10 protein-coding genes are annotated in these 18,764 nt (G+C 43.6%); 6 read left to right on the top strand and 4 right to left on the bottom strand.

Annotated features, from left to right (window positions below; all coding sequences use genetic code 11):
* The first annotated feature begins 61 nt into the window (after positions 1 to 61).
* From bchH to NDI42_RS08870, 4 genes are all read left to right on the top strand, one after another.
* Positions 62 to 3,838 carry a magnesium chelatase subunit H gene (gene bchH, locus NDI42_RS08855; RefSeq protein ID WP_190457695.1) on the top strand — a complete coding sequence of 1,259 codons (3,777 nt, stop codon included), beginning with the start codon at positions 62 to 64 and terminating at the stop codon, positions 3,836 to 3,838.
* A gap of 1,038 nt (positions 3,839 to 4,876) precedes the next feature.
* On the top strand, positions 4,877 to 5,107 hold the full coding sequence (locus NDI42_RS08860) for a hypothetical protein (protein WP_242017743.1): 231 nt from the start codon (positions 4,877 to 4,879) through the stop codon (positions 5,105 to 5,107).
* Positions 5,097 to 5,486: a type II toxin-antitoxin system VapC family toxin gene (locus NDI42_RS08865; protein WP_190457696.1), complete on the top strand. Its 390-nt coding sequence runs from the start codon at positions 5,097 to 5,099 to the stop codon at positions 5,484 to 5,486. The genes NDI42_RS08860 and NDI42_RS08865 overlap by 11 nt, the downstream gene beginning before the upstream one ends.
* 201 nt (positions 5,487 to 5,687) lie before the next feature.
* Complete coding sequence (locus NDI42_RS08870; protein WP_190457698.1) at positions 5,688 to 5,963, top strand: hypothetical protein; 276 nt, start codon at positions 5,688 to 5,690, stop codon at positions 5,961 to 5,963.
* Positions 5,964 to 6,021: 58 nt separating this feature from the next.
* On the opposite strand, the gene NDI42_RS08875 is transcribed toward NDI42_RS08870, so the two are convergent.
* A complete protein-coding gene (locus tag NDI42_RS08875) occupies positions 6,022 to 6,612 on the bottom strand; it encodes a hypothetical protein (protein ID WP_190457699.1) in 591 nt (196 codons plus the stop codon).
* 83 nt (positions 6,613 to 6,695) lie between these two features.
* Positions 6,696 to 7,736: a zinc-dependent alcohol dehydrogenase gene (locus NDI42_RS08880; protein ID WP_190457702.1), complete on the bottom strand. Its 1,041-nt coding sequence runs from the start codon at positions 7,734 to 7,736 to the stop codon at positions 6,696 to 6,698.
* A 766-nt stretch (positions 7,737 to 8,502) separates the two neighbouring features.
* Between NDI42_RS08880 and NDI42_RS08885 the strand changes: the two genes are divergently transcribed.
* Both NDI42_RS08885 and NDI42_RS08890 read left to right on the top strand, forming a co-directional pair.
* Entirely contained in the window at positions 8,503 to 10,872 is a 2,370-nt protein-coding gene (locus tag NDI42_RS08885) for a PAS domain-containing sensor histidine kinase (protein ID WP_190457703.1), read from the top strand.
* Between the two features lie 241 nt (positions 10,873 to 11,113).
* Positions 11,114 to 14,122, top strand: coding sequence for a response regulator (locus NDI42_RS08890; protein ID WP_190457705.1), 3,009 nt, complete (start codon positions 11,114 to 11,116; stop codon positions 14,120 to 14,122).
* 36 nt (positions 14,123 to 14,158) lie between these two features.
* Here NDI42_RS08890 and NDI42_RS08895 read toward each other — a convergent pair whose 3' ends face one another.
* Positions 14,159 to 16,690, bottom strand: a complete 2,532-nt coding sequence (locus NDI42_RS08895) for a phospholipid carrier-dependent glycosyltransferase (RefSeq protein WP_190457707.1) — start codon at positions 16,688 to 16,690, stop codon at positions 14,159 to 14,161.
* Positions 16,691 to 16,763: 73 nt separating this feature from the next.
* On the bottom strand, positions 16,764 to 18,377 hold the full coding sequence (locus NDI42_RS08900; protein WP_190457709.1) for a glycosyltransferase family 39 protein: 1,614 nt from the start codon (positions 18,375 to 18,377) through the stop codon (positions 16,764 to 16,766).
* Positions 18,378 to 18,764: the final 387 nt, after the last annotated feature.

The raw sequence follows: 18,764 nt of genomic DNA on the forward strand, positions 1-18,764 counted from the left end.
GGCGTCCCATCCCCAAGGTTCCTGCTTAAGATCGAGAGTAGGAACCTTTTAACTGTACGGCATGAAACGCATTGTTCTAATTGCTGGGTTTGAATCTTTCAACGCTGACCTGTACCGGAAAGGGGCTGATCTGGCACAAGCAAGCTGTCGGGAACTGGATATCCGTGTGTTTAGCGATCGCGCCCTCACGACGGAACCAGAAGCCGTAGAAGCCGCACTCCAGGGGGCAGATGTCTTCTTTGGCAGTCTGCTATTTGATTATGACCAAGTTTTGTGGTTGCGCGATCGCGCACAACACATCCCCATTCGCCTCGTCTTCGAGTCAGCCTTGGAATTGATGAGTCTTACCCAGTTGGGTGCCTTCAAAATTGGCGACAACCCCAAGGGAATGCCCAAACCTGTGAAATTTATTCTCGATAAATTCAGCAACGGGCGAGAAGAAGACAAACTTGCTGGTTATATTAGCTTTTTGAAAGTAGGGCCAAAATTATTAAAATTCGTGCCAGTGCAAAAAGTGCAAGACTTACGCAACTGGCTAATTATCTACGGTTATTGGAACGCTGGAGGAACAGAAAATGTTGCCTCTATGTTCTGGACTATAGCAGAGAAATATTTTGGGCTGAAGGTAGGAGAAATTCCGCCACCAATTGAAACCCCCAACATGGGATTACTGCATCCAGATTATCAAGGATTTTTTGAATCGCCAAAGGCATATTTAGATTGGTATCAACGGGGCTGGGGACTGGGGAAGGGAGATTTCCCAATTCCCAATTCCCAATCCCCAATTCCCAATCCCCAATCCCCAGTTGTTGGAATTCTGCTTTATCGCAAACACGTAATTACAAAACAGCCTTACATTCCCCAGTTAATTCGCCAGTTTGAGAAAGCTGGATTAATACCTTTACCAATTTTTATCAACGGAGTTGAAGGCCATGTGGCGGTGCGAGATTGGATGACAACAAATTACGAAATCGCCCAACGAAAACTCGGTAATATTGAAACTCCTTCACTCTCCGATCAAGCAGTGCCAGTGGATGCAATTGTTTCTACAATTGGTTTTCCCCTCGTAGGTGGCCCTGCGGGGTCGATGGAAGCAGGGCGACAGGTAGAAGTAGCAAAACGCATTCTCACCGCCAAGAATGTACCTTATATCGTTGCCGCACCCCTACTAATTCAAGATATTCATTCTTGGACGCGGCAGGGTGTTGGCGGATTACAAAGTGTCGTTTTGTATGCCTTACCAGAACTCGACGGGGCGATTGATCCAGTTCCTCTCGGTGGTTTGGTTGGAGAAGATATTTACTTAATTCCAGAACGAGTCCAGCGGTTAATCGGAAGGTTGAAAAAATGGATTTCCTTGCGACAAAAGTCTACCGCTGAACGCAAAATTGCCATAATTTTGTATGGATTTCCGCCGGGATATGGTGCAACGGGTACAGCAGCTTTGTTGAATGTACCACGTAGTCTCCTTAAACTTCTCCATGCACTCAAAGACCAAGGTTACAACATTGGGGAATTACCAGAAGACGGCGAAGAATTAATTCGATTAGTGAAAAAAGCGGATGAGAACCCCACCCCAGCCCTCGCCGATGAAGGGGAAAAGGCAAGAAAAGGTTTAGAAGGGGTAAACACCGTCAACACTAAAACCCTAGAAAAATGGCTAGGATACCTACTTACCACCCGTATCGAAAAACAGTGGGAATCCCTCACTGGAACTGGCATCAAAACTTATGGAGATGAATTTCAAATTGGTGGGATACAACTAGGAAATATTTGGATAGGCGTACAGCCACCATTGGGTATTTCTGGCGATCCGATGCGGCTAATGTTTGAGCGAGATTTGACACCACATCCTCAATATGCTGCTTTTTACAAGTGGCTACAAAATGACTTTCAAGCTGATGCCATCGTTCATTTTGGAATGCACGGAACGGTTGAATGGTTGCCGGGATCTCCGCTGGGAAATACTGGTTATTCATGGTCAGATATTTTGTTAGGAAATGTGCCGAATCTATATGTATATGCGGCAAATAATCCTTCCGAATCAATTTTGGCGAAACGTCGCGGCTATGGGGTAATAATTTCTCACAATGTACCGCCTTATGGTCGGGCTGGGTTGTATAAGGAATTGGTGACATTGCGAGAATTAATCGCGGAATATCGAGAAGATACCGATAAAAATTACGTTCTCAAAGAAGCCATCTGCAAAAAGATTTTAGATATAGGTTTGGATGCAGATTGTCCCTTTGAGGATGCGAAACGTTTAGGAATTGCCTTTACTCCTGAAAATGCCAGGATGTTTAGTGCTGATGTCTTTAATAGTTATTTGGTGCGGTTGTACGAGTATCTGCAAGTTCTGGAAAATCGGCTTTTTTCATCTGGGTTGCATACGTTGGGTGAAGCGCCTAATTCAGAGGAGATGGTGTCGTACCTTGAGGCTTATTTTGGCGAGGAGTTATCAGAGGGTATTGTGCGCGGGATTGTAGAAGGAACTGAACCGCCGAGACCCCCAGAACGTAGAGAGAAGGAGGTTATACAGATTCGGGATTTGTTGATGCAAACTGGGGAAGAATTAAGGAATCTTATCAGAGGGCTTAATGGGGAATATATTCCGCCTGCACCGGGGGGAGATTTGTTAAGAGATGGTGCTGGTGTGTTGCCGACTGGTCGCAATATTCATGCTTTAGATCCTTATAGAATGCCTTCACCTGCGGCTTATGAAAGAGGTCGAGAAATTGCTAAAAAAATTATTGATCAACACTTTCAGGAAAATGGTAAATATCCGGAAACTGTGGCGGTGATGTTGTGGGGTTTGGATGCGATTAAAACTAAAGGTGAATCTCTGGGAATTTTGCTGGAATTAGTAGGCGCTGAACCTGTGAAAGAAGGAACTGGGCGAATTGTCCGTTACGAATTAAAGCCTTTATCCCAGTTAAATCATCCTCGTATCGATGTTTTAGGGAATCTTTCTGGCATTTTTCGCGATAGCTTTGTAAATATTATCGAACTACTTGATGATTTATTTCAACGTGCTGCTGATGCTGATGAACCGGAAGATAAAAACTTTGTTCGCAAGCACGTTTTAGCCTTAAAAGCCAAGGGTGTAGAGAATGTAACGGCGAGATTATTTTCTAATCCTGCGGGTGATTTTGGTTCTTTGGTAAACGATCAAGTTGTCGCTTCCAGTTGGGAATCAGGTGATGAGTTGGGCGATACTTGGCAAAGTCGAAATGTTTTTAGTTACGGTAGAAAAGATAAAGGTCAAGCTAGACCAGAGGTTTTGACGCAGTTGTTGGATAAATGCGATCGCATTGTCCAAGAAATCGACTCTGTAGAATATGGTATCACCGATATTCAAGAATATTACGCCAACACTGGCGGCTTGAAAAGGGCAGCAGAAAAACAACAAGGTAAAAAAGTTAACGCCAGTTTTGTCGAAAGTTTCTCGAAAGATACGACACCCCGCAAATTAGAAGATTTGCTGAGAATGGAGTATCGCACCAAGTTACTTAACCCGAAATGGGCGCAAGCAATGGCGAATCAAGGTTCAGGTGGTGCTTACGAAATCTCACAGCGCATGACAGCGTTAATTGGTTGGGGTGCTACTGCTGATTTTACCGATAATTGGGTTTACGACCAAGCAGCAGATACCTATGTTTTAGATGCAGAAATGGCGAATAAATTGCGAGAAGCCAATCCCGAAGCCTTCCGCAATATTGTCGGTAGGATGATAGAAGCAAATGGTCGCGGTTTCTGGCAACCTAATGAGGATAAATTACAGAAGTTACGCGAATTGTATGAATTATCGGAGGCAGAAATCGAAGGCGTGAGGGGTTAATTTTTGTAAACAATAGAATATTTACCAATTGAGTGTTGCTACTTTAGCATCTAGAGCTATAGCGGTTCTGGGTCAGATGAGGTACGCCCTAAAAGGGGAAAAGCTTTATATACGAAGTTCAGCTATACCTCACCAGCATAGGAAACGCTATATTTACTTTGTTGATTGAGGAAATTATTTTAATGAAAAGGTCTATTAGTAATACAGAGTCGTTAGAAGTAATTAGTGTACGTGGTGATAATTATGGCGATAATTACATATCATATGGCGATAATTACATATCAAAACTTGTTAAATATATTCCATCAGAAGTAATTGCACTTTATTTAACGCTAGACTCAATCTTACGTTCAGCTGGCGAATCCAATCAAACGATATAATGGATAATTTTTTTCGGTTTATTTATAGCAACTCCTTTTTATCTTTGGAGAGTTCAGAAAGTTGGGAATATATTGCAGCTTATAATATCTAGTTTAGCATTTACGGTATGGGTTATTACACTAGGCGGTCCTTTTGTTTATCTTGATGAGTATAAGCCACTTTATGGGGCACTATTACTCCCTATTTTCACATTTCTTATCCCAATTTTTGATATAGACTGAGCTGGTCAATAGGACAAAGGTTTAGAAGTAAAACCCTGAACAATAGTTTGCTTAATAACAAATTTCATCTAAATATGAGGTTAAATTTATAATAAATAATACTTCCTTACTTTTCTATAGCAGCGTTTAATTAGTAAGCAACTGCTAAAGATGTTTGTTTAAATCCCACATTTTTACAGATAGCTACTATCTACAGCATCGGCAAGAAATTGAGGTGTATTTGCAACAACGGCAAAAACGCACGCGTAAATGAAATACGCAAGCAAAACGAAGCTAAGTTTGACTCTCAAGGCGTGCGCGATCGCTTGCTGTCTCGCCGCACACAATAATCACTAATTCTTCGATTATTGAAGGGATGGGAGAAAGGCGCGATCGCCTTGAGATAAATTAAATGTCACAATTTAAGCTGTGACCGTTGAATCAGCAGGACACATCCATGAGTAATCCATCCCTTGAGAAGGAAATTATCAATCACCTAAATAAGCTGAATTTGCAGCAACAGCAGCAAGTGCTGGATTTTGCTCGATTTTTAGCAATGACAAAGCCTGCTGGTGTTCTAGGTAAAAAACTTTTACGTTTTGCTGGCGCTATCCCAGCAGATGACCTAAATCTTATGGCACAGGCAATAAAAGAAGGCTGCGAACAGGTAGATTTGAATGAATGGTAGGTTCCTGCTAGATACTAATATTGTCATTGCTCTCTTTGCACAAGACACTTTAGTTCAGCAGCACATAGCTGAGGCTGAGGCTGTATTTGTCGCAAGTATTGTGTTAGGGGAACTTTATTATGGCGCTCGAAAGTCGGCCCGTGTAGCACCTAACTTGGCACGAATAGATGAATTTGCAACTAGCAGTGCTGTACTGGTGTGTGACACAGCAACAGGACAACAGTATGGGCAAATAAAAAATATTTTAAGACAGAAAGGACGACCTATTCCTGAAAATGATATTTGGATTGCTGCTATTGCCCAGGAATACCAATTAACGTTGGTATCGCGTGATGAGCATTTCAGAGAAGTTGATGGGTTGTCAGTAATAAGGTGGTGATATTGGTTAGCTGTTGAAGGAGAAATGAAAGAAAGATGCGGTAGCGAAGCGATAGCGCTCTTAGCGCATCGCATCCTCTTTATCCCTAAGTAAATTTCCCATTCTCGTCATAGGATAACATTTGTTATACTCGCATTCGTTGATTCGGAACGGCGAGTAATTAGCTGTATTCAGGAAAGAGGAAATTCTAGAACTAAACTTATGTCTGACGAACCAAAAGCACAAGGATGGTTTCACACACTTCCGGGCATCATAACTTCAACGGCGGCGATTCTCACTGCTGTAACTGGCTTAGTTGTTGCGCTAAAACCATCTGATACTCCGCAGCCATCGCCAGCAGCGTCAATCTCGCCTTCACCAGCAGCGTCAACCCAAACAGTACAGTCACCAATTCCACAGTCATCAACTGTTGAACAAACTACTGATACACCTTCACAGGGAAAAGGAAAGGCGAAAAAAAAGGATAAAGACAAGTAGTTACAGTTGTTATTTATCGTTAGTCATTAGTTTAAGACTAATGACTAATGACTGGGATTTAGCGATCGCGTAGTTCGGTTTCCATCTTATCTAAATCTTCTCTGAGGAAAACTGTCATTTGACCGTTGTAAGCCTTACCTTCCTTGGTTTTGACAATTTCCATCCAGTAAGCAAATCTCTCTCCTAATCGTAATTGTCCCTGCTGCGCTCTCAAAAGTGGTAGTGCCTGACGACGAGATAAGTCTACACTTAGCGGCGTGGGATATTCATACACAAGCCTCGAACGGTCGTAATCTTGATAGATATCAGGGCCATAAATTACCCGCAAAGATTCCTTCAGGCGTTCGGGAGTAACGCCATTAATTTGGTCATAAAAATTAAAGCGTTCGCTGCGAATTGTGCCACGTTCTCTGATAGAAGTAATTCTGCCCGGCGGGAACACAGTTGCTTGAAAGGTAAATCTTTGGGCGGGCGTATTACTTTTTTGCACGATTAGCCCATCACCAACAGCAGGGCGAAGAGTGGGATTAGAATTAATCCAGGCAGTCACCTCTTCTGTTCTCTGTCCCGGTAAAGCATCGGCACGACTGGCTCCCAATGCTAGTAAAATTCCCAGGGATAAAACTGATAACAATTTGACGCTTTTCATCTAATCCTTCAAACTTTCCAAGAAAAAAAACAATCCATTAGTAGGACAAAGGCGACTTTAGTCGTTAGGCGTTGTTACTACTTCTAAGATGCCACGCTGGGGTCGATGGCGACCTTAATCACCTTACGATTCTTCATATCTTGGAATACTTGCTCTAAATTCTTTAAAGGCTGATGTTCGCTGATTAGCAACTCAAAGGGAATTGTCCGACTCGCCAACAAGGATAAAGCATCTCGGACATACTTTGGCGTGTTGTGAAAAACGCCTTTTAAAGTGAGTTCGCTGTAGTGTAGCTGCTCTGTATTTACAGTGATGGTGGTATCTCGCGGACAACCGCCGAATAAGTTTACGGTAGCACCGGGACGAGCAGATGCGATCGCGCTCTCCCAAACACTCGGCACACCCGTCGCCTCAATGACCACATCCGCACCCATGCCATCCGTTAGCTCTTTTACCACACTTGCTATATCTGCCTGCTTGTGGTAGTTAAACGTTTGAGTTGCCCCCAATTTTTTCCCAATCTGCAACCGCTGGTCATTGCCGCCAAATAGTATGACTTCCGCTGAAGAGTCAGATGCTAATTTGGCTACAAACATCAGCCCAATTGCCCCATCGCCCAACACTACTACCCTATCTCCAGGTTTCACATTAGAACGCGCTACCCCGTGCAGCACGCAAGCTAGAGGTTCAGTCATCGCCGCCAGCGCATCTGGCAAGTTTGCGGGAATCGGCAATAGGTTATGCTGCACAATCTGGGCGGGAATTTTTAGATATTCTGCAAAGGTGCCGTTATTCCAAGTTAAATTAGGGCAGAGAGAATATTCTTGACGTTGACAAAAAAAACAATTTGTGCAGGGAGCCGAGTTATTAGCAACTACGCGAACTCCTACCTGCCAAGCGCTAATACCTTCACCCACTGCCACAATCCGCCCAGCAGCCTCGTGACCAAACAAAGTGGGAGGTTTCAGCATTTTCGCATGACCTCCCCGCCGCCAAACCTTCAAGTCTGTCCCACAAGTTGTTGCCGCTGCTACTTGAATCACCACCTCACCAGCAGCTGGCGTAGGGTCAGCTACCCGTTCCAGGCGTAAATCCTCTTGTCCGTAAAGTACAGCCGCTAGCATTATGCTCTGCCCCTAACCGTGTCCTAGCTGATTTTATCAGGGCAGATTTAAAAAAGGTAAAAGGTAAAAACAAGAAATCATTCAGCATCAAGGATGAAAAGTATTCTGACCGTTATTGTTCATCCGTATACCTTGTGCCTTTTACCTTTTACTTTTTGCCTTACTTTAAGTATTTACAAGTTTTAAAGTCCGCGATAATTGAACGACTTTGACTTCCTTAGAGGGCGTCTTCTCGATAACTACGGGTAGCATTTCTTGACGACATGAGGTACAAAACCAATAAACACCATTTTGCCGCGCATGACGCAGGAGGGGGCTACCGCAACAATGACAAGTATTTAGTCGCATTTTATTAAACTCCCTATTTTAAAAACGTACACCACTGACTCAGTACCAACTCAAGCTAATGTATGATGGGATACCAATCTCAAAATGTTAAATTTATCTTAAGATACCCGACCAGCAAGAGTTTGGTTGACGGTAACATTTTATGGCGAGATACTGATGCCGTTACACAAAAAGTAGGCGGCGAAACTGGTGTCATAAATAAAGATAAAACCAAGCATTAAGTAAGCTCATCTATCCTGGGGATCATTTGGTAATGGTACGTTAGGCACTAAGAATGCAGCAAAACACCGAAAGGTCATCGGGATCAGGAAGTTAAATTAGGGTTGGTGCCAGGAGGATTCTAAACCGCCTGCTGGCGATCGCAAGAGACGAGTCGTACCCGTGGGGCATCCCCACCAGATAAAGGAGGCTTTTAGCAGTGCGAACAAGCGACGAAATCAAAGCAGAAATAGAAGGAAAATTCGGTTTTTTCCCCCCGTTTTTTGAACCTGCACTCGATACACCGCAGATTCTGGAAAATCTTTGGCAACAGACTCTATCGGCTTATGTCAATAATCCGCTGCCATCTTTATTCAAGGAAAAGCTTTTTGCTTACTTGTCGCGCTATTGCTCAGTTCCCTACTGCATCGTTTGCCATAGTTGTGCCTTGCGACCTTTAGGAATGACAGCCAAGGAATTGCTAAAACTACTGGAAACGCCACCACCTACGGGAAATCGGGAATCAGAAATCGAGAAGACAGAAGAATCTACCGCACTCCTCCAATCTGAGCAAAGCCTTTACGACTATGCGATTTTAATTTTCCTGAAGCCTGAGAGTGCAGCAGCTTATCGGAAGCAGTTGCGTCAGTTGCTAGGATTAACTAATTACGCTCACTTGGTGGCGTTTCTGGGTTACATCAAAATGTGCCACCAGTGGGTAGAAAGTTATCCAGAGCTGTCATATAAAGCTGACCTACGCGCTGAGTCTCATCTAACCGCCTTGTTGGAAGAGGAACCTGACTTGGCGGATTTCTTTGCTGACTACAACGAAAAAATTCAGCAGGAAAAACACAGACGAGAAAATTTACTAGCAGCTCAAATTTTAGAGTTGCAACAGGTGCAGGAGGCACTTTTCGAGAGCGAACAGCGCTTTCGGGCTACCTTTGAGCAAGCTGCTGTTGGCATTTCCCATGTGGGGATAGATGGTCGCTGGCTACGAGTTAACCAAAAGCTTTGCGAAATTGTGGGTTATACCCGCGAGGAACTGCTAAAGCTAACTTTTCAGGATATTACTCACCCGGAGGACTTGGAAGCAGACTTGGTATTAGCTAATCAATTGCTGGCTGGTGAAATAAAAACTTACTCAATGGAGAAGCGTTATCTTCGTAAAGATGGCTCAATCGTCTGGATTAATTTAACTGGGTCAATAGTAAGGGAACTGGGGGCTGGGGAACTGGGGACTGGGGACAAGGGACTGGGGACAAGGGACTGGGGACAAGGGACTGGGGACAAGGGACTGGGTAAGAGTCCTTCCAATCACCAATCACCAATCCCCAATTCCCAATCCCCAATCCCCAATTCCCAATCCCCAATCCCCAATTCCCAATCCCCAATCCCCAATTCCCAATCCCCAATTCCCAATCCCCAATCCCCAATTCCCAATTTCCCAACACCAAAATATTTCATTGGTGTGATTGAAGACATCAGCGATCGCGTCCAAGCCGAGCAGGAGCTGCGAGAATCGAAAGGAGAACTCCAGGCAATTTATGATGGCATGGTGGATGGACTGCTAATTACCGAGCGAGAGACAACAAAGTTTCTTCGTGCCAATGCCGCAATCTGTAATATGTTGGGATATTCAGAAAGCGAATTATTATCAATGTCTGTAAAGGATATTCATCCACCAGATCAGTTAGATTGTATCTGGGAAAAGTTTCAGGAAAAAGAAAAAGAAACGATTAGACATTGCAAAAATATTCCTTGCTTACGAAAAGACGGTAGTATGTTTTTTGCAGATATTGGCTCTAAAGTCATTATTTATAATCAGATTCCCTGCAATATCGCATTTTTTAGAGATATTACTGACCGCAAAGCCGCTGAAGAACAGTTAACGCAACGAGCCGAAGAGTTAGCGATCGCTAATACCCACTTGGAACAGTTTGCTTATATTGCTTCTCACGATTTGCAGGAACCTTTGCGAATGGTTGCCAGCTACACGCAGCTTTTGGCAAGACGCTATAAGGGCAAGCTGGATGATGATGCTGATGATTTCATTAGTTATGCGGTTGAAGGTGCTAACCGGATGCAACAGCTGATTAAAGACTTGCTGGCGTTTTACCAGGTGGGGCATCGGGCCGAAACATTTGAGGCGGTGAACTGCGAGAAAGTTTTGCTGTTAGCGATCGCAAATCTAACTGCTGCGATCGCCGAAAGTGGTGCAGTCGTGACTCACAATCCCCTGCCAGTGCTGCTAGGTAACGCTACTGGGCTGACGCAACTGTTGCAAAATTTAATTAGCAATGCTATCAAGTTCTCCCAGCAAAGCCCTCGGATTCATATCGAAGCTCGTTTGGGTGACAAGGAATGGGTGTTTTCTGTTAGGGATAATGGTATTGGCATCGATCCGCAGTACGCCGCGCGCATCTTTGTTATCTTTGGGCGCTTGCACACAAAATCTGACTATCCGGGAAATGGCATAGGACTGGCAATTTGCCAGAAAATTGTCAACAGGCATCAAGGTAAAATTTGGGTAGAGTCTGAGTTAGGCAAAGGTTCTACTTTCTATTTCACTCTTCCTATAATAAATTAGGGGTAAAAAATTGAAAAAAGGGAGAGTAACACCTCAAATAAATTTCGTTGCTAATGCTTTCCCCATTATTGACACGCCCAAGTATTTAAAATACATAGAATCACCATGCGACATGTTACATTACCATCTTGAATATTGTGTAATTAATCTAAAATTCATAACTGATAATTGGAATGCTGCTTAAAGAATATCTGACCATACCCAGGCTAAAACCCCTAGCAAAACAAGCGAAGTAAAGCCCATGCAGATCAAAGAACCCATCACCGTTTTGTTGGTGGAGGATAACGTTGGCGATGCCCGTTTGGTTCGGGAAATGTTGCGGGAAATGAATGCTACGCAGATAAAGCTGCTCCATGTAGTCAACCTGGAAGAGTGCCAGGTTTGCCTCGCCAAGCAGCGTAACCGTTCTGACCAAGAGAAGACAACGCCTTGTGTAGGGGTAATTTTGTTGGATTTGTCGTTACCGGATGGCAACGGGTTAGAAACGGTGATGCGAGTCCGCAGCGCGGCACCAGACATCCCGATTGTAGTCATGTCAGGACTAACTGATGAAGCGATCGCCCTCAAAGCTTTGCAAGAAGGAGCGCAAGATTATCTCGTAAAAGGTTATACAGACGGTCATGGGTTGATCCGTGCCGTAAGCTATGCCATTGAAAGACAGCGGATGCAACTACGACTCCAACAAACTCAGCAAGCGTTGCAACAGCAGCTGGAACGGGAAGCCTTAATAAACCGCATTACCACCGCCCTGAATTCCAATCTCGATCCTCAATTTGTCGTGCAGGAAATTGTCCGGCAAACTCTCGAACCGATGGGCGGCGATTTCTGCATGGTAGCCCGCGACTTGCCTGAATCAAAACAATTTTTAATTGAAGCCGAATATTGGTCTGATTTGTCAGAGGGCGACCAAAGGCGAAATTTCCTAGCTTGGCAGGGAAAAACGCTGCTCTTTGAAGGTTGGCAAACGGTGAGAGACGAGTTACTACAAAATCGTCCTGTGACAATTCAAAATGAAAAAATAAAAATAAAAAATGCGGAAATTTTGAATGGTGAATCTTCAGTTTTGAATATTCCAGCTGTCCTGATGGCTCCTATTTTTGTTAGGAACCAATACTACGGCAATCTAGTTGTCGGGTATATTCAGGGGGAAAATTCATTTAGTAACTCACAAATCCAGCTGCTGCAACAACTGGCACAGCAGACAGCGATCGCTCTTTACAATGCGCGAGAGCTAGAACAGTTAGAACACCTGGTGGAGGAGCGCACCCAGCAGCTAGGACGGGAAAAAGCCCTGGTAGAGGCAATCCTCAATTCAATTCAAGAGGGGATTGTTGTCAGTAAACCTGATGGTCAGGTGGTGATGTTGAATCCGGCAGGGTTACAAATATATGGTTTTGTAGGAGAAGTTGAAAAACCTAAACCTAAGACCGAATTAGCGCCTCACCTGGCTGAATATTTAGCTAAATTACAAATTCGCAATCCCGATGGTTCCTGCCCAACTCTTGAGGAACTACCTATCAGTAGAACAATTCGAGGAGAAATTTTTACCAATCACGAGCTAATTGTAGATTGTCCGAATGGGGAACAGAAGTGGGTGAGTCTTTCTGGATCGGCTGTCGTTGATGAAGCTGGGGAAGTTTTGCTGGCGGTGAATACAACGCGAGACATCACCAAAGGCAAACAGGCGGAGAAAGCACTGCGAGAATCAGAAACCAAATTTCGCACACTTTATGAATCAACCAGCGCCGCAGTCATGCTGCTGGATGAAAAAGGATTTTTCGATTGCAACAGCGCGACGCTAGAGTTATTAGGTTGCTCTGACTCAGAGGAGTTTTGCGGCAAACATCCCAGCGAATTTTCGCCACCGACTCAACCTAATGGTAACGACTCTTTTAGCCTTGCTTGTGATCGCATAGCCACTGCTTTAAGAGAAGGCAACTGTCGTTTTGATTGGATTCATCGGCGTAAAGATGGCACAGATTTCCCTACAGAAGTAATGCTAAGTGCAATCGAGTTGGGAAACCGGAAAGTGATACAAGCGGTAGTGTATGACATAAGCGATCGCATCCAGACAGAAATCGAATTGCGTCAAGCGTATGATGCAGCTGAAGCTGGAAGCCGCGCAAAAAGTGAATTTTTGGCAACGATCAGCCACGAACTGCGGACACCCCTCAACTCCATCTTGGGACTGTCTAACCTCCTGCTACAAGAAATATTTGGCACTCTCAATCAAAAACAAAAAGAATACGCTGCCTGCATTCATACCAGCGGCGAACATCTCTTGGCGCTGATTAACGATATCCTTGACCTTTCTAAAGTCGAAGCGGGCAAAGAACAACTCACTTTAACCCCTGTGAACGTCGAGAATTTGTGCGAATACGCACTAACAATTATGCGAGAGCAAGCCTTAGAAAGAGGACTGCAACTCACCTGCGAAATTGAGCCAAATGTTAATATCTGCCTAGCCGATGAGCGGCGTTTGAAGCAGATGTTGCTGAATTTGCTGTCTAATGCGATTAAGTTCACACCAGCAGGATCAGTAAACTTAATTGTACAAAAGCAGCCTGAAGGCATTGCATTTACCGTAGCAGATACGGGCATCGGCATTGCCCCAGAAAAGCTGCCGTTACTGTTTCAGCCATTTCGTCAATTGGACAGCGGACTAAACCGACAGTTTACAGGCACGGGTTTGGGGTTGTCTCTGACTCGCGGTTTAGCCCGACTTCATGGCGGAGATGTGAGAGTTTCTTCAACCCTAGGAAAAGGCAGTACATTTACCATTGATATACCGGATTTGAGCAGTGGTTCTTCATCTGTCATAAATTATCAATCATCAATCATCAATCAAGAATCATCAAGTAATGGACAAAAGCTTAAAAGTAATGAGCAAGGAAAAATTTTGATTGTAGAAGATGATAAAAACAGCGGGATGCTGTTGAATGATTATCTAAAATCTATTGGTTATACAGTAGAAATTTTAATAGATGGTGCAAATTTTATAAGCAGGGTGCAAACATTCAAGCCTCATCTAATTTTGTTGGATTTCAATTTACCAAATGGTATTACTGGATTGGATCTGCTGACACAATTGCGGCAGGAACCGGATATAGCAGAACTGCCTGTGGTGATAGTGACAGCGATGGCGATGGCAGATGATAAAGAGCGTTGTCTAAATGCTGGTGCCGACGATTATCTCAGCAAGCCAGTTGGTGTTCAACAACTGGAGTTAGTTTTAATGCGTTATTTCTAAAAAAGTAAAAGAAAAAAAAATATATGTTTTTTCCTTTTACTTTCTAATTTCCTGAACAATGTACCAAGCTTTTAAAAAATTGCCCTGCATGAGCGCTGCAACGCCGTTTAAGGCTTTAATTTCGAGTAGGTTAGGGTTGAGTGCCACAGCTGGCTTCAGCACGTTTTGAGCCTTTTTGGGATGCCATTCGTACAGATGGACAAAGGCAAGATAAGCATAAGCGTAGGGATTTTCAGAGTCTAACCGCACCACTCGTTCAAGGGATGCGATCGCGTCTTTAGCTTGTCGCTTCAAAACCCTTGACAAAGCCAGCGCATATGCCAAATCTCGGTTTGGTTCCCGTTGCAGCCGATACTCCAAAGCCAACTGCGCTTGCACCAGATAGTCTTGAATCGGGTCATACTGATTAATCCGCCCAGTTTCCGCAAAAATCTGCTCTAGGGCGGCTGTCCCTTGGGGTAAAGTAGCCGCTAAAGTCCGCAACTGAGTCCCCAAATCCAACTCAGGCGCAGGTGTAGCAGCAGCCGCAGCGTCAATCTTGAGAGTAACTGGCGGCACTTGTATGGGGTAAGTTTCACCAGTTTTTCGGTTCAGGTATGCCGCCTCCAGGGTGTAAATCCCAGCCGATGTATCAGCTTTTGGCAGCATTGCAGTCTGTTCCACTACTCGAAAACCTTTAGCTAATAATTTATCCGGCAGAATTTCTGGATATAAATTTCCCATCCCGATAGCGCGATCGTGTAACCATTGAGATTTTGGATTTTCCCTATTCTCTTCGCTTCGCCAAGTTAGCAAAACGATACCAGATTGCAACTGTTCCCAGGAACCAGTCCACTCGTAGGTTACAGGGACAGGCACCCCAGGAGGGGCAATTTCTGGCACTTTTACATTTACTAACTTGACTTTATTTTGTGGTTCCGATAGCGGTTGTACCTGTACGGGTGGCGATTTTTGATGATAAAGTTTCAGACTACTGTTTTCGGATAAATTCCAAGTTTTATGCAGCTGAAAATCTGAACCTTGCTCGACAGTTTGGACAATGGTAGCTTGAGCATCGGGAACAGATCCTTGCTTGCCCGTTTTAGTTAGGAACCAGGAAAGCGATCGCGCATCTTGAGCCACTTGCTTCTTTCTCGTCCCCACCTGTCGCCCGTAAACCTGAAAATTTTGCAGCGCACCGTAATAATTAAAATTGTGCTGATTAATATTGGCAGTCGATGGCAATACTCCCAACGTCGAACGCAAATAAGGCTCGGTTTGAATAATTTCTTTAATTACCTGTGGGTGAGGTAATTCTTTTTCTAAAAAAACTGGATGCTGAGCATAAGGGCTGAGGGCTTGCGTGAAATTTTTTCCTATCGTACCTTCCAGGGGAAACCAGTTAACAAACATCAGCAGCACTGCCAGACTAATCGTTACCCAACGGATGTAATTCCAACGACCAACCCATCGGGTCAAACCATAAGCCAGAAATAGCGCAACTACTGGCAAATAAGGCAACACATAGCGAGAATCTTTATTAATGTTTAGCGAACATAGCAAATAAGCTCCCACCCAAAAAACTACCAGCCAACCGATTTTGGATTTATTCTCGTTACCAAGCTGAGCCTTCTGATTGCTAAGTGCTGCGCGGCCCCAATAAATCAACAATCCTACAATCGGGACGAGCAACAAAGGCCAGGAAACATGATAAGGCAGAATTTTCCAATAATAAGTCCAAGCTTCTAGCGTATTCAGCGCCGGATCTCCTTCTGCGATCGCTGAATCCACCGTCGCCCGCTTCCCCGATGTCAGCATCAGCAACCAATTAGCGCGATACCAGGGAGCAAACACCAACACCGACAGCAACAACGAGAAAACCAGTTGAGCTAATCGTCCCCATGCTCGGTGCCGAATTACACCAACGCCCACCCACAGCAGCGGAGTCAACAGAAAAAACAGCGCCGTCTGCTTCACCATCAACGCCAGCCCCAAAGAAAGCCCAAAGACCGCCGCCCAAAACCACTCTCTTCTCTGCGTCCTCTGCGCCTCTGCGGTTCCAATACACCGCCACACCGTCAGACAGTAAAAACTCAACGCCACAACAGCCGTCAACGGAAAATCCAGCAGAAAATCCAGACGATACCGATAAAGGCCCGGTAACAACTGGCACAACCCAGCCGCCCATAAACCAACTTCAACGCTAAACAGCTGCACACCCAAACCATATACAGAAGCCAGCAGAATCGCACTAAATAGCAGATTCACCAACGTGGCACTATCTGGCCCCGTCCCAAAGAGATTCTGAACTATAGCCGTAGCAATATAGGTTAAAGGCGGCACTTTTGAGGAAAGTTGCCAAAAACTCTCCCACCATTCCCCAGAAAACCACTGGGGATGTTGTAGAGCTTTCCAATAATTTAAAGAGCCTGTCAAGTAATCTGCCTGATCCCAGGATGGCACCGAACGGTCAAGGGCAAACCAAATGCGATCGCATACCGCCCCAACCAGCCAAATTATCCCCAAAAGCAGTAGGGGCGACTCTTGTAGTCCCTTGTAAAACGGATTGCGTTTATCTTTATCAGCCACAAAACCTAGGTGGATTAGTCTAACATCTTCCTCATATTTACAATAAAAGCCAACTGTTTATAAAGCTCTGTTACTATTTTTCAAGCTTCCAAAGCGAATATTGACCTTCTTCTAGCAAATTTATTTTATAATTTTGCTCTTTCTCAAGTTTGCTTCGCCATTCTTTAGAAGGATCAAGGAGGAACACATCGCTAAAACCATCGGCCATCTTAGGTAGATTGGGTTCAGTTACTAATTGAAGTTTTACTTTTGGTTCTAGTAGATAGCTATACGATAGTATTTCACTTATATTATAGGAACGATTGGTGCTAATCAAAAGCGGTTTATTAGCTTTGTTAATTATCGGAGCTAGCTGGGGACTGTTAGTTGCCTTATGCCACGAAGTTTCAGTTATTGGCATAGATGCACACGACACGACTCCAGCTAAAAACAACCCAGTTGTTATCCCCTTCCATAACTGTTGCTGCGAACCCGAAAATATCTTGGTAGCAAGCAGATAAGCAACAGCTAGTTGAATGCCTAAATAGCAAGGGGTTAGATATCGAGCAATAGCCGAACGCTGTCCCCCAAAAATTAAATCTGGTAGAATTAAAGTTAAACCTGTAACGCCTATCAGCGTGAAAATAAATAACCAAACTCGGATTTGAGTTTGACGACATACAAAATATAAGGAATATATTGCCAAACTTAATAAAGCAATACTAAGTGGCCTTCCCAAATAACTTTCAAATTCAGCAATATTAAAATGCAAATCCAAGAACACGCTCTTGAAACCCCCAACCCACGCTCTAACTAAAGATAGAAAGGGCATTTCTTTAGCTGTCCAACTGGCGGCATCAACTTCGTGGATTTGAACTAGCCAAGGGATAAAACTTATCGAAGCTACAAGAGATGAAACTAGATATGCGATCGCGGTTTTATTCAAGCGAAAACGTTCAACCGCAATTACATATATCCCATGTCCAATCGCAATTAAAATAGAAAGCAAATACGTATAAAATCCTAATATCAAAGTTGCTGCATAAATCCCCCAACTAGATTTTGTTTTTAACCGCATTGCTCGCAGCAGTGCCGCACTGGATAATAAAATTGTCATCGTCCACATACTGTATTCTCGCGCTTCCTGTGCATAGAGTACGTGAAATGGTGAAACTGCTATCAGCGCCACAGCAATCCATCCTACCAGCGACGAATCAAATAGTTCTAAGCATAGCCAATAAATACAAGGCAACACCAACAAACTCATCACCGCAGATAAACTCCGGGTCGCCGCTACTGAATTACCAAATAAATGTACCCAAAATCTTCCCAGTATTACATAGAGTGGCGGATGTTGGGGGTCTTCTTTTATCAAAGATTGAATGCTATCTCCTAAACCTTTTTCAGGATTAATCTGTACATACTTTTGTAAATCTTCAATACCAATTACATTACCAGTGAAGGCTTCCCGAACTACTTCTTCCTTGGTGTAACCAGAAATTTGTAGTGAAGTCATGGCTTCATCTCGCCAGTAAACTTTTTTATCAAGATTAGAGAAGCGAAAGAATACGCCTAAAATTAATAAGATAATAATTAAAAACCTTAATCCTTTCGGTGGTAGCGCCCAATGCCTCAATCTATCTTTTTCATGAGATTTTCCTGCAACCTGCTTAACGCTTGTTTCGTTGATACCTGGTTGATAAACCATAAATGGAATCTCTTCAAAAAATATTTGAAATCTTCCGAAAGTTATTAGTTGTAACTCAATTCAAGCATCTAAATATAGATATTCATCGAACTTTAGATAGATGGTATTTTAAATAAAATTGTGCTTTCGGTAGATGAATTAACGGGACTCAGACAAAAACCGATAAAAAAACGGCTTCAAACCTAGATAGAGAAAGAGTTATAGCTCGAATGAGCATAAATTCAGTATTCATAAGGGCTTCAGGTATTTTTTAGTTATCGACCTCTTTTTCTTGCTCAGAGAGGTTTTCAGCTCTTAAAGGGACTAGAAAATGTGTAAGTCCCGCTAATTAAATTTAGATAATAAAAAAGAGCTGAGATTAAAGCAATCTCAGCTCTGACAAAGCTT

Source organism: Funiculus sociatus GB2-C1 (assembly GCF_039962115.1).
GTDB classification, from domain to species: Bacteria; Cyanobacteriota; Cyanobacteriia; order Cyanobacteriales; family FACHB-T130; genus Funiculus; species Funiculus sociatus.